Here is a 12,695-nt window from a genome sequence, read left to right as displayed (position 1 = left end):
GGCATGCCTCTCGGCGAATCTCCTGTGGGAGCGCTCCCGTAAGTCCCTCGTGACCGTTGCGACCCCGGAGTGAACCCGTATGAGAAAACGCGCCCCCAGCTGGCTCGCCGCCCTGTCCGTCGGGCTGGCCGCCCTCTTCGCCCTGCCTCCGGCGCACGCCGCGGAGTCCACGGTGCGCGGTCCGTCGCTGTATGTCCCGGACACGGAGCGCGGTCCGTCGTCGCTGTATGTCCCGGACCCCGACCCGGCGGCGTACCAGCAAGCCCTCGGCCTCGCCCGAGCCGGCCGGTTCCGCGACGCGGCCGGCATCCTGGCGATGGTGAACACCCCGCAGGCCGTGTGGTTCGGCGACCAGACGCCGGCCGAGGCGGAGCGGCTGGTCCGCGCGGTGGTGCGCGACGCGGGCCGTGACGACGCGATTCCGGTGCTGGCGCTGTACGACATCCCGGGCCGGGACTGCTCCAACTACTCGGCGGGCGGCGCCGCGGACACAGCGGAGTACAAGGCGTGGATCGACGCTGTGGCGCGGGGGATCGGGCGCGGCGACGCCATCGTCACCCTCGAACCCGACGCCCTCGCCCTGCTGCCCTCCGACTGCGGCCAGGACGACGCCCAGGGCACCAAGACCGCCGCGCGGTACGCCGAGGTCAACTACGCGGTCGACATCTTGGAGCCACTGCACGGGACGCGGGTCTACCTCGACACCGGGCACCCGGGCTGGCACAGCGTCAACTCCATCGTGCCGCGGCTGGTCGAGGGCGGGGTGGCGCGGGCCACCGGCTTCTACACCAACGCTTCGAACTACAACACCGAGGACGCCAACTCCTGGTACGGCAAGCTCATTTCGTCCTGCCTGGTCTATGCCGACGGCGGTGGCGACATCGCCGACTGCCCGAACCAGTGGTGGCCGCGGGGCGACGCGCAGGCCTGGCTCGACGCGCATGTGCGGACGCCACCGTCCCGGATGAAACACTTCGTCACGGACTCCAGCCGCAACGGTCAGGGCCCCTGGACCCCGCCGGCGGGCAAGTACACGGACGCGCAGGACTGGTGCAACCCGCCGGACCGCGGTCTCGGCGCCCGCCCCACCCTGCGCACCGGCGACCCGCTCCAGGACGCCCGGCTGTGGATCAAGACGCCGGGTGAGTCGGACGGGCTCTGTCTGCGCGGAACGGCGGGGCCCGAGGACCCGGAGCGTGGCACGGTCGACCCGAAAGCGGGGGACTGGTTCCCGGAACAGGCTCTGGAGCTCTCCCAGTTGGCCGATCCACCCTTGCTTCCTGGGAGTTGACGGGGGAGGGGAGGGGAGAGGAGAGGACGGGAGAGGGCGGGCGTCGGCCTCTCGGCCGCGCCGTGTCGCTCTCGCCTCCCCGCCCTGCCGCTCTCACCTCCCCGCCGTGTCGCTCTCGCCTCCGCGGCGCCGCCTCCACCTCCGCGCCCGGCCGTTCCTGACCTCGTCCAGGCCGCTCTCGCCGCACCCCAGCAGCCCGTCCATCGCCCGCCCGAACATCCACCGCGCCGACCACCCCAGCGGCCGGTCGGCGAATCCGGGCAGCCCGCGCACGCTGAGATCCTCCCGCCAGATCACCCGTGAGCCGTCGTGGTTGCCGCCGTCCGCAGGGCGCACCTCGAACTCGGCCCAGCCCGTGACGAACGTGCCGCGCTTGACCAGGCGGCACGCTCCCGGGGCCCCGTCGCGCGGCGGCCGCCACGCGACGACCTCCATCGGGTCGTCGAAGGCGAGTGGCCCGAGCCCCGACCGCGCCACGAAGACCGTGCCCTCCCGCGTAGGTGGCGGCGTGCGCACGCTGACCCGGGTCAGCGGGACGACGTCCGCGTGCCGGGCCCAGTCGGTCATGCGCCGCCAGCTCTCGGCGACGGAGTGCCGGGACACGCGTTCCAGGACGAAGAGGACCACGGCATGATCGTAGGCGTTCGAAGGCCGTCGACCGGAAGGTGGACTCCCCGCCACGCCAGCCCGCTCGACGTCCGGGCTGGTCCCCCCGGTCGAGGAACCCGACCCGTGCACCGGCGACGTCGCATCGCAGTGATGAATCGTCAGGGGCGGTACACCGTACCCGGCTCGGCCCTCCCCGGCGCCAGCAACTGCGGCACCGTCACGAACACATACCCGCGTTCCTTCAGCGAGTCGATGATCCCCGGAACCGCGGGCACGGTGCCCGGGTAGAGATCGTGCAGCAGGATGATCCCGTCCCTGGACGACTGCTGCAGGACGCGTCGGCGTATCAGCCCGGGATCGCTCGTCAGGTAGTCCTTGGCGGTCACGCTCCACAGGACCTCGGCGAGCCCCTCCTCGCGCGCGATCTTCGTCACCGTGTCGTTCGTCCGCCCCTGCGGGGGCCGCATCAGCGTCGGCTTGTGCCCGGTGAGCCGCTCTATCTCCTCGTTCGGACGGCGCAGTTCCTCTCGTATCTCCGCCGGCGAGATCTGCGTGAGGATCTTGTGGTCCCAGGTGTGGCTGGCCACTTCGTGGCCTTCGTCGGCCATGCGCCGCACCAGTTCCGGGTACTTCTCGATGTGCCGCTTGCCGAGCAGGAAGAAGGTCGCCTTGACCTTCTTCTCCTTGAGGATGTCGAGCAGCCGGGCCGAGTGTTCGCTCGGCCCGGCGTCGAAGGTCAGGGCGATGCACTTGACCCTTCGGCAGTCCACCGCCCCGAATTCCGCCTGTCCGGCGGCACCCGCGTGCGTCCTCGCGGCGCTCGGCGCGGTGGTGTCCATGGATGCGCACCCCGTCAGCGGCAGGGCCAGCGCGACGGCGGCGGAGATCGCGGCCGTCGCGCGGAACCTGGGCGCCGGTCTTTTCATCTTCCTGGTCAGAGAAAACATGCCGCGACTATATATGGAGTGTATACACTCGATGTATAGTGCTGTGAGCTGCGCAAGTACCCTGATCGGCTGATGATTTCGCCGTCGCCGTCGCCGTCGCCGTCGCCGTCGGCTGCGGTGTCCCCTTCTCGCGCCGCCGGCCTTGTGCGGTCTCAGTAACTGCCTTGGTCTAAGTGTGGCGTCAGGAGTTCGCGTCGCGCCGCTCGGCGGTGCTCACGGCTTGTCGGATCGTTCCTCCGGCTGTCGCTCCGGCTGCTGGTCCGGCCTCGGTTTGTGGCCGGAGCGGCGTACCCCGGCCGTGCGGCCCACGAGCATCGCCAAGGAGCCCAGCCGTCGCCATTCCAGGGTTGGCTGGACCGCGGGGACGCCCGGCCGCTTCCTCGGGACGCGGACGCGGAGCACGCCCGGTTCGACGCGGCAGTGCACCGGGGTGGGCAGGACCATGGCCTCGCCGTCGATGCCGACCTCCAGCTCGGCGCTGTCCGCGCCGACGACCACTTCGCGCGCGGTGAGGACCGACAGGCCCTGCGGATCCGGGGAGAGCAGCAGGGCGGCGGCCTCGACCGCGCTGTCCACCTTGACGCCGAGGACGCCGAGCAGCCCCGAGTCGAGCCGCTCGCGGCGGCCGAGGCCCGCCGGATCGTTCGTCCGGTAGGGGTTGTTGCTCACCAGCAGTGCCTGCGGCGCGTCGAGCGTCGTGCCGGCGGCCCGCGCGGTCAGCCGTGGTCCGCGCTGGCGGGTGAGCAGGTCCGGAAGGAGCTGCAGGATGGTGCCGATCTTGTCGTCCCGGTAGGCGGGATCCTGGACGACCGCCGCGTAAGCGCCGAACGAGGCGTTGTTGACGAAGGGGTGCTTCCCGGCGAAGCCGAGGTCCACCCGGAGCTCGACCCCGTTCGTGAGGGCGTCGAGGCAGGTCGCGGGGTCGTCGCGGTCGAGGCCGAGGTCCATGGCGAAGTGGTTGCGGGTGCCGGCCGAGACGACGAGGAACGGCAGGCCGTGTTCGGCGGCGACGGCCGCGACGAGCGCCTGCGTCCCGTCGCCGCCCGCGACGCCCAGCAGGTCCGCTCCGTCCGCGACCGCCTGCCGGGCCAGCTCGGTGACGTCCTGGTGGTGCTCCGGATCGAGGAGGACGACGCGGGCACCGAGCCGCTCGGCCTTCTCCACGAGACGGAACCGCTCCACCTTGCCGCCGCCGGACCGGGGGTTCATGAGGACGAAGGGCCGTCGTGGCGGCGGGGTGCGGTGCTCCTTCATGGGCCGGACCCGGCCGCGGGCGCTCCGCAGCGCGTAGCGCCCGCACCACACGGCGACGATCCACAGCACGGGGGACAGCAGCAGGGTCCACAGCAGCGTGACCGCGAGGACCACGATGACGGCGAGGGGTACGACGACCGCCAGCAGCCCCGCGATCCAGCGCACCAGGCCTCGACGGGTCAGCATCCACCACAGCGCGGCCGCCGCGACGGCCATGCCGGCGAGGGCGGCGAGGAGGAGCAGGAACCCGCGTACGCCTCCGAAGGCGAGCGGCAGCGCCACGGCGAGCGCCGCCGATGCCAGCGAGGCTCTCGCCGCCCATCGTTCGCGGGCCGGCGGACCCGTATCAGTGCTCATCGTTCCTCCACTGGTCGGTCCCTCGCGCGCCGCGGTCACCGGACGAGAGGCACCGTTCCACGCGTCACGCGGACCATGCGCAGCCCCGGTGCCACCGCGATCGATGGCACACCCGTTCCCCGCGTCACTCGGACCATGCCTCCGCGGCGCGGACGTCCATGGCCGACGTGCCGGGGACGGCCGTATGGGGTCACGCTGTCATGAGCCGGGCTCCCGCACCACGAGGCGGCCTGTGTCCCGGGCCGTTTCCTGGCCCGCTCCCCTGTCCGATCCCTTGTCCGCTCCCCGGTCCACTTCCCGTCCGGACGCCGGCCGGCCGACGGCGGGGTCCGCGTGCTTCGCCGACGGGCCGGGGCGGGTGCGTGCCTCGGGCGGAATCAGCGCGCCGTGCCCGGCGCCGCACACCACCACCGCGTGCACCTGCTCGCCGCAGTCCGCGTGCACGACCTCCAGGGGCGGACCCTCGGGATCCGCCGTGTAGCGGTCGCCCCACTGCTTGAGTGCGATCATGGCGGGCCACAGCTCCCAGCCCTTGCGGGTGAGCCGGTACTCGTACCGGGTGCGGCTGCCCGGCTCGCTGTACGGCACGGTGTCCAGGATCCCGGCCGCGACCAGCTTCCTCAGCCGGTCCGCCAGCACGCTCTCGGAGAGTCCGACGTGTCGCCGGAAGTCGTCGAAGCGCCGTACGCCGTTCATCGCGTCCCGCAGGACCAGCATCGACCACTTCTCGCCGATCAGGTCGAGCGTCCGCTGGACCGTGCAGTTCTCGGTACTTGTGTCGAGCCACGTCATGCGCCCCATCGTAGGCTGACTGTGAGATTGACAGCCAGGTGTGGGACTGGCTAGCTTCGAAAGAAAGAGTCAGATGGCGGACTCGGATCGTCGAGCACGGGGAGAGTGACGGAGTCATGGGCAGGTCTCGTACATACGACTGGGAGGACCCGGCCGTCTCCGCGGCCGTCGTCGGCCGGTACAGCGGTCTCGACTTCCTCCGCGAGGTGCAGGCCGGACGGCTCCCCGCACCGCCGATCTCGGCGACCCTCGGCATGACCCTCGAAGAGGTCGAGCACGGCCGGGTGGTCTTCGCCCTGGTCCCGGGGGAGGAGCACTACAACCCGATCGGGAGCGTCCACGGAGGCGTCTACGCCACCCTGCTGGACTCCGCGGCGGGCTGCGCGGTGCAGTCCGTGCTGCCCCGGGGCACCGGATACACCTCGCTCGACCTGAACGTGAAGTTCCTGCGGCCGGTCACCGTGGACACCGGCACGGTCCGCGCGGTCGGCACCGTCCTCAGCAGCGGCCGCCGTACGGCCCTCGCCCAGGCGGAGCTCTTCGACGCGGCCGACCGGCTGCTCGCCCACACCACCAGCAGCTGCCTGCTGTTCCCCGTCTGACCCCTGACCCCTGACCCCGTTCCTCGTCCGCCGGGCGGGTGACGGCGCCGGTCGATGCCGTCACCCGCCCGGCCCCGGCGACGCGTTCCGCCCGGCCGAGCGGCGGTCCCGGGGCTAGCGTGGCGGTGTATGAGGACGAGCCTGCCGAGCCTGCCCCTGGACGCCGTGCCGCGCCTGATCGGCGCGGTGGTTCTCGGCGCCGCGGTCGGTGCCGCCGTCGGACTGTCGACCGACGTCTTTCTGGGCCTGCTGGCCGGAATCGCCGCGACGGAACTGTTCTTCGTCCTGGCGGGCTGGGCGGTGCTGTGGCCGATGACGGCCACGGCCACCCGCGACAACGCGCGACGCGAGGACTTCCGCCCCCTGGCCGACGAACTCGTGGTGGTCGCGGTCGCCCTGTGCGGGCTGTTCGCCATCGTGCTGCTGCTCCTGCGCGGAGGCAGGTCCGACAACGGCCACGCGGCGGCCGTGACCGCCCTGTGCGGTGTGTTCCTGGCCTGGTCCGCCCTGCATCTGATGTACGCCACCCGCTACGCCTACGTGTACTACGAGGCGAACGGCGGCATCGATTTCAACACGGACGACCCGCCGGCGTACCGCGACTTCTTCTATTTCAGTTACAACCTCGGAATGACCTACCAGGTGTCCGACACCGGTGTTTCGAGTCCGAGGATCCGCTCGATCGTGCTGAGGCACTCCCTCCTGTCGTACGTGTTCGGCACCAGCATCCTCGCCACGGCCATCAACGTCGTCGTGGGACTCGTGAGCGGCTGACGGAACCCGCGCCGCGTGGTTCTGGTGCGGTTTGTCCCCGGACGCAGCAGGATGGGAGGAAGAACCGACAGGTCCGCGCACGACGGACACCTCCGCGTCCCATGAGGAGGCCGACTCTTGGCCCGACTCTCGGCCGAGCCGCAGGCTGTGGTCTCCCGACCGGCCGGGGCCACCGTGTTTCTCGTGGTCACCGTCACGCCGGGACACGAGGGCACGGTCCGTGGCCTGCTGGAGGACGTCTCGGGACTGCGCCGTTCCGTCGCCTTCCGGGCACCCGACGACGACCTGGGCTGCGTCGTCGGCATCGGATCGGCGGCCTGGGACCGGCTGTTCAGCGGGCCTCGCCCCCAAGAACTGCACCCGTTCGTGGAGTTGACCGGCAAGCGGCACCGGGCCCCGTCCACGCCGGGAGACCTCCTGTTCCACCTCCGGGCCCGCCGGACGGACCTCTGCTTCGAACTCGCCCGGCTGATCGTGGAACGACTCGAAGGCGCGGTCACCGTCGTCGACGAGGTCCATGGATTCAAGTACTTCGACGACCGTGACCTGCTCGGTTTCGTCGACGGCAGCGAGAACCCCGAGGGCCGGCCGGCCGCCGACGCCGTCCTCGTCGGCGACGAGGACCCCGCCTTCGAGGGCGGCAGCTACGTGATCGTCCAGAAGTACCTGCACGACCTGCGGACATGGAACGCGCTGCCGTCGGCCGAGCAGGAGAAGGTCATCGGACGTACGAAGCTCGCCAACGTCGAACTCCCCGACGACGTCTTGCCGGCCGACTCCCATGTCGCGCTGAACACCATCACCGGCGAGGACGGCGACGAACGCAAGATCGTGCGGGAGAACATGCCGTTCGGCACCCTGGGAGAGGGCGAGTTCGGCACCTACTTCATCGGCTACGCCCGCACCCCCGAGGTGACCGAGCAGATGCTGCGGAACATGTTCCTCGGAGACGGCCGCGCCTCGCACGACCGCATCCTCGACTTCTCGACCGCGATCACCGGATGCCTCTTCCACGTGCCGACCGTCGACTTCCTCGACGACCTCCCCGCCGCCCCGGGCGAGCGGGCCGCGGACGAGCGGTCGGCGGAGCCTCCCGCCGCGTCCGGCGAGCGGGCGGCGACGGACGGCTCACTGGGGATCGGCAGCCTCAAAGGAGTCCGACCATGACCACGTCCGACGACATCGCCATCGCACCCGCTCCCGTCTCCGGCGCAGGCAACCTCCACCGCGAACTCGCCCCCATCACACCCGCCGCGTGGAACGAGATCGAGGACGAGGCGCGCCGCACCTTCCGCCGCAACCTCGCCGGGCGGCGCGCCGTGGACGTCTCGGGTCCCGACGGCCCCGAACTCGCCGCCGTCGGAACCGGTCATCTGTCCGGCATCGACGGACCGTCACCCGGTGTCGCGGCACGGCTGCGCCAGGTACAGCCCCTGGTCGAGCTGACGGTGCCGTTCAGGGTGAGCCGCGCCGCCGTCGACGACGTGGACCGGGGCGCCAAGGACTCCGACTGGCAGCCGGTCAAGGACGCCGCCCGCATCATGGCGTTCGCCGAGGACCAGACCGTGTTCAACGGGTACGCGGCGGCCCGTATCGACGGTCTTCGCGCCCGCACCTCCAACCCGGTGCTCAGTCTCCCCGCGGAGCCGCGCGACTTCCCGGACGCCGTCAGCCATGCCCTGAGCACCCTCCGGCTGGCAGGTGTGCAGGGACCGTACGCGCTGCTGCTCGGCGCGGAGGCGTACACGGCGGTCAGCGAGACCTCCGACCACGGCTACCCCGTCGCCGCCCACCTCGGCCGGATCCTCGACGGCCGGCTGATCTGGGCGCCCGCCGTGGAGGGGGCCTTCTTGCTCACCACCCGCGGCGGCGACTACGAACTGCGGCTCGGCGAGGATCTGGCCATCGGCTACGCGACCCATGACGCCACCGGCATCGACCTGTACTTCCGCCAGACCCTGACCTTCCTGGTCCACACGGACGAGGCCGTGGTGGCACTCGACCCGTGGACCGACACGAGCACGGACACGCTCTGACCTCGCCGGACGCGCGGCGCTCAGCGGGGTGTCCGCCTCGGCCGCCGGCTCCGTTTTCCGACGTTCCTGAACGCACCTTCCCCGTGGGCGAGTTCCGCTCTCTCCAGGGAAACATCGCAGGCCAGAGCCCTCGTGGCGCGGACGACCGCTCCAGTTGCGGAGCAATAGGCGCCGCGAAATGGTGGAAAGGACTCATCGCCGCACCGGGAGCTGCCCATGTCGATGTCGTCCTACGGTTTCGGCTCGTCCGACCCCTTCGGTGAACTGCTGAACCGCTTCTTCGGGATGTCACCCGCGTCCTCGCCACCGGCGGTGCAGCGGGTGCCCATCGGACGACTGCTGACGGAGTCCTCGCAGGAACTTCTCGACCTGGCCGTGCAGCGGACCGTGCAGGACGGGTCCTCCGATCTCGACACGGAGCACCTGCTGTGGGCCGCCACGAAGGTGGAACCCTCGCGCTCGCTGCTGGCCCGCGCGGAGGTGGACCCCGACGCCCTCGCGGCCCAGCTCGCCGAGGTGCTTCCCCGGGAGACCAGCGAACCGTCCTCGGAACCGGGCCTCACCCCGGCGGCCAAGCGCACACTCGCCGCCGCCTACGCCCGCTCGCAGGCGGCCGGAGACGGCTCCGTCCACTGCACCGTGCGCAAGTCCGCCCAGGGCGACGGCACGGAGGCGGGACCGGGGAGCGGGTCGCCCGCCGATGACAGGCAGAACGAGTGACCGACGTACGACGTACGACGAAGGACGGGACGGAGGACTCCTGACACCGAAGACGTACCCGGGCGCGCGAACGCCGGGTAGTCGTTTGAGGAGGCTGCGCATGACGCACCACAAGTCCAACCGGGCTGTCGAAGGCGATCCGGAGCACGCCCACAACAGGGGCATGCCGCTGCGGTCCGACGATGACGAACTCCACGCACGTACGGTCCGTGAGCGGCGGGAAGCCGGTCTGCTGGGCGGTCCCATGGACGACCCCGAAGCCGCGTACAGGCGCGAGCGCGTGGAGATCGATCTGGAGGTGGGCGCCGGCCGGATCCCGACGGGCAACTCCACCCGGCGGACCCGGGACCCCTACCCGCCCTCCAGCTACGAGGACTGAATCACCGCACGACTCACATCACCGTGCCGAGGGGCGCGTTCAAGGGCGCCCCTCGGTTCGGGGAAACGCCCGCTCGGTCCGGGCGGCCGGGCTCGCGCCCTGGACCCGTTCCTCCGCAACTCGGTTGCGGGCAGGGGTCGGTCGGCTCGGCCAGGCGCGGACGCGATCGGCGGCTGACCGATGAGCCGCTGCCGTCGGGCGACCCGCAATTGGGCCGAATCGCGACGTTATGTGATGTGTGGAATCGTGGGTCCCCGGAGTTCAGGACGCTTTCTGACGCGCTTCCTGATGAGCTTCTTGATGTCCTGCGAGTGAGGGAGGTCCGCATGTCCTCGAAGCGACGCCGGAAGAAGAAGGCGCGCCGTAAGCACGCCGCGAATCACGGGAGACGACCCCAGTCCTGAGCTCGGTGAGGTTCTTGAACGCATCCCAGAACGGCCGGGACGGGCTGGAGCCCCATGTGGGGCCCGACCCCCAGGGTGAACCGGAGTTCCACCCCTACCATCACCCTGCCGCCGGCTGGGGTGCGGCCAAGAGCGTGAGCCGGTTGCTGGTGCGCGAACGTGCCCTCGTGGACGGCCCGCGGGCGATCATGCGCATGAACCACGAGAACACGGGCTTCGACTGCCCCGGATGCGCTTGGCCCGACGACACCAAGGGCCTGCACCTGGACATCTGCGAGAACGGCATCAAGCACGTCACCTGGGAGATGACGGGCAAGCGGGTCGGCCGCGAGTTCTTCGCCGCCCATTCGGTGACCGAGCTGTTCGGCTGGAGCGACTACGACCTGGAGGACCAGGGCCGGCTGACCGAACCGATGGTCTACGACCCGGAGTCGGACCACTACGTGCCGATCGGCTGGCGCGACGCGTTCGAACTCGCCGGCCGCACCCTGCGGGAGCTGGACGATCCGAACAGGGCGTCCTTCTACACCTCGGGCCGGCTCGGCAACGAGGCCACGTTCCTCTACCAGTTGATGGCCCGCGAGCTGGGCACCAACAACCTGCCCGACTGCTCGAACATGTGCCACGAGGCCAGCGGCCGCGCGCTTCAGGCGTCGCTGGGCACCGGCAAGGGGACCGCCGACCTCAAGGACTGGGAGACCACCGACGCCCTGTTCATCATGGGCGTCAACGCCGCCTCCAACGCGCCCAGGATGCTCACCGCCCTGGCCGAGGCCTACCACCGCGGCGCCCAGATCGTGCACATCAACCCGCTCGTCGAGGCGGCCGCCACCCGCACCATCGTTCCGCACGACTTCACGGACATGGCCGTCCTCAAGTCCACCCGGACCAGCACCCTGAACCTCCAGCCGCGCATCGGCGGCGACATGGCGCTCCTGCGCGGCATGGCCAAGGCGATCCTGGAGCAGTCGGGCACCGACCCCAAGGCCCTGGACCAGGAGTTCATCGACCGCCACACGACGTACTTCGACAAGTACCGCGCGGTGTGCGAGGCCACGTCCTGGGACGAGATCGAGCGTCAGTCCGGGATCGACCGGGACGGCATCCTCAAGGCGACACGGGTGTACCGCGAGGCCGACCGCTCCATCATCAGCTGGTGCCTCGGTGTCAGCCAGCACGAACACGGCGTGGAAACCGTGCGCGAGATCGTCAACCTCCTTCTGCTGCGCGGCAATCTGGGCCGGGAAGGCGCCGGTCCTTCACCGGTGCGCGGCCACAGCAACCTCCAGGGCAACCGGACGTGCGGCATCGACCACAGGCCGAGCGAGGAGTTCCTGGACCGGCTGGCCGAAGTGTGCGGGATCGACCCGCCCCGCGAGCACGGCATGGACACCGTGGCCACCATCCGGGCCATGCACCGCGGCGACGTGAAGGTGTTCGTCGGCATGGGAGGCAACTTCGCCCTCGCCGCGCCCGACACCCCGTACACCTACGCGGCACTGCGCAACTGCGATCTCACGGTCCAGGTGAGCACCAAGCTCAACCGCAGTCACCTCGTGCACGGCCGCCGGGCGCTCATCCTGCCGTGTCTGGGCCGGACCGAGAAGGACCATCAGCGGGGCGGCGTCCAGAGCACGTCGGTCGAGGACTCGATGAGCATGGTCCACCTGTCCGTCGGCATGAAGCGCCCCGCCTCGAAGCACCTGCTGTCCGAGCCCGCCATCATCGCCGGCATCGCGCGCGCCGCCCTGCCGGACAGCGGCACCCCGTGGGAGTGGTACATCGAGGACTACGACCGCATCCGCGACACCATGGCGCGGGCCCTCGACGGTTTCGAGGACTGCAACCGCCGCGTGCGCCTGCCACTCGGCTTCCGCATCAAGCAGCCCGCCCGCGAGCTGGTCTTCCTCACCCCGTCCGGCCAGGCCGAGTTCTCCGCGGCCCCGCTGCCCGACGTGGTCCCCGCCCCCGGCACCCTGGCGCTCGGCACCATGCGGTCCCACGACCAGTGGAACACGACGATCTACTCGGACAACGACCGCTACCGGGGCATCAAGAACCTGCGCACGCTCGTCTTCATGAACGAGGACGACATGCGCGAACGCGGCATCTCCGAGTTCACCCCGGTCGACATCGTCAGCACCGCCAAGGACGGCAGCCACCGCAATCTCGACGGCTATCTGGCCATCCCCTACGACATCCCCCGCGGCTGCGCGGCCGGTTACATGCCGGAGATGAACGTACTCTGCGCGATCGGCGACTACAGCGTCGAGAGCGACCAGCCACTGATGAAACACGTCAAGGTCACGATCGCACAGGCCGCCGCCGACCAGGCGGACAACGCCCGATAGCCGGCTCGGTCGCCTCCACCACCCGCCGGACGGCTGTCCCGCCAGGTGGCCGGCCCGTCCCGCGGGCGGCTGTCCCGCCGGACGGCCGGCGGCGTCGTACGGACGAAAATGACCTCTTCGCCGCCGACCCGGCCGGCATTCCGTGAGGCGAGGGGCATCGTCGATCTTTATCGCCGTAC

General features: G+C 70.7%; 9 protein-coding genes and 3 pseudogenes. 8 read left to right on the top strand and 4 right to left on the bottom strand.

Going from position 1 to position 12,695, the window contains the following annotated elements; translation table 11 throughout:
* The first annotated feature begins 79 nt into the window (after window positions 1–79).
* Window positions 80–1,291, top strand: coding sequence for a glycoside hydrolase family 6 protein (locus ACFYW8_RS07730; RefSeq protein WP_389068945.1), 1,212 nt, complete (start codon window positions 80–82; stop codon window positions 1,289–1,291).
* Between the two features lie 180 nt (window positions 1,292–1,471).
* Here the strand turns inward: ACFYW8_RS07730 and ACFYW8_RS07725 are convergent.
* From ACFYW8_RS07725 to ACFYW8_RS07710, 4 genes and pseudogenes are all read right to left on the bottom strand, one after another.
* Window positions 1,472–1,918: pseudogene (locus ACFYW8_RS07725) on the bottom strand (SRPBCC family protein); the annotation flags it as partial.
* Between the two features lie 140 nt (window positions 1,919–2,058).
* On the bottom strand, window positions 2,059–2,847 hold the full coding sequence (locus ACFYW8_RS07720) for a polysaccharide deacetylase family protein (RefSeq protein WP_389068941.1): 789 nt from the start codon (window positions 2,845–2,847) through the stop codon (window positions 2,059–2,061).
* A 213-nt stretch (window positions 2,848–3,060) separates the two neighbouring features.
* Window positions 3,061–4,458: a diacylglycerol/lipid kinase family protein gene (locus ACFYW8_RS07715; RefSeq protein WP_389068938.1), complete on the bottom strand. Its 1,398-nt coding sequence runs from the start codon at window positions 4,456–4,458 to the stop codon at window positions 3,061–3,063.
* A 336-nt stretch (window positions 4,459–4,794) separates the two neighbouring features.
* Window positions 4,795–5,250 (bottom strand): annotated as a pseudogene (locus tag ACFYW8_RS07710) (winged helix-turn-helix transcriptional regulator); the annotation flags it as partial.
* A 116-nt stretch (window positions 5,251–5,366) separates the two neighbouring features.
* On the opposite strand from ACFYW8_RS07710, the gene ACFYW8_RS07705 reads away from it, so the two are divergent.
* The 7 genes and pseudogenes from ACFYW8_RS07705 to ACFYW8_RS07675 all read left to right on the top strand — a co-directional run bounded on the left by ACFYW8_RS07705 (window position 5,367) and on the right by ACFYW8_RS07675 (window position 12,516).
* The gene (locus ACFYW8_RS07705; RefSeq protein ID WP_365868505.1) at window positions 5,367–5,852 is read left to right on the top strand and encodes a PaaI family thioesterase; all 486 of its coding nucleotides are present in this window, start codon (window positions 5,367–5,369) and stop codon (window positions 5,850–5,852) included.
* 129 nt (window positions 5,853–5,981) lie between these two features.
* A complete protein-coding gene (locus tag ACFYW8_RS07700) occupies window positions 5,982–6,626 on the top strand; it encodes a DUF1345 domain-containing protein (protein ID WP_389068935.1) in 645 nt (214 codons plus the stop codon).
* A 117-nt stretch (window positions 6,627–6,743) separates the two neighbouring features.
* Entirely contained in the window at window positions 6,744–7,793 is a 1,050-nt protein-coding gene (locus ACFYW8_RS07695) for a Dyp-type peroxidase (protein ID WP_389068932.1), read from the top strand.
* A complete protein-coding gene (locus ACFYW8_RS07690; RefSeq protein WP_365868499.1) occupies window positions 7,790–8,662 on the top strand; it encodes a family 1 encapsulin nanocompartment shell protein in 873 nt (290 codons plus the stop codon). The genes ACFYW8_RS07695 and ACFYW8_RS07690 overlap by 4 nt, the downstream gene beginning before the upstream one ends.
* A gap of 216 nt (window positions 8,663–8,878) precedes the next feature.
* Window positions 8,879–9,280: pseudogene (locus ACFYW8_RS07685) on the top strand (Clp protease N-terminal domain-containing protein); the annotation flags it as partial.
* Window positions 9,281–9,482: 202 nt separating this feature from the next.
* Complete coding sequence (locus ACFYW8_RS07680; protein WP_365868498.1) at window positions 9,483–9,761, top strand: hypothetical protein; 279 nt, start codon at window positions 9,483–9,485, stop codon at window positions 9,759–9,761.
* Window positions 9,762–10,179: 418 nt separating this feature from the next.
* Complete coding sequence (locus tag ACFYW8_RS07675; protein WP_389068927.1) at window positions 10,180–12,516, top strand: FdhF/YdeP family oxidoreductase; 2,337 nt, start codon at window positions 10,180–10,182, stop codon at window positions 12,514–12,516.
* The last annotated feature ends 179 nt before the right edge of the window (window positions 12,517–12,695 follow it).

The sequence above is a fragment of the Streptomyces sp. NPDC002742 genome, from assembly GCF_042888885.1.
GTDB lineage: Bacteria > Actinomycetota > Actinomycetes > Streptomycetales > Streptomycetaceae > Streptomyces.
The sequence above is the reverse complement of the archived record's forward strand: the minus strand, read 5'-3'. Positions and strand labels throughout refer to the sequence as shown.

Coding starts and splice junctions, on each gene's coding strand:
- ACFYW8_RS07715 (WP_389068938.1), bottom strand. CDS start 4,458: ATGAGCACTGATACGGGTCCGCCGGCCCGCGAACGATGGGCGGCGAGA.
- ACFYW8_RS07730 (WP_389068945.1), top strand. CDS start 80: ATGAGAAAACGCGCCCCCAGCTGGCTCGCCGCCCTGTCCGTCGGGCTG.
- ACFYW8_RS07720 (WP_389068941.1), bottom strand. CDS start 2,847: ATGTTTTCTCTGACCAGGAAGATGAAAAGACCGGCGCCCAGGTTCCGC.
- ACFYW8_RS07680 (WP_365868498.1), top strand. CDS start 9,483: ATGACGCACCACAAGTCCAACCGGGCTGTCGAAGGCGATCCGGAGCAC.
- ACFYW8_RS07705 (WP_365868505.1), top strand. CDS start 5,367: ATGGGCAGGTCTCGTACATACGACTGGGAGGACCCGGCCGTCTCCGCG.
- ACFYW8_RS07700 (WP_389068935.1), top strand. CDS start 5,982: ATGAGGACGAGCCTGCCGAGCCTGCCCCTGGACGCCGTGCCGCGCCTG.
- ACFYW8_RS07690 (WP_365868499.1), top strand. CDS start 7,790: ATGACCACGTCCGACGACATCGCCATCGCACCCGCTCCCGTCTCCGGC.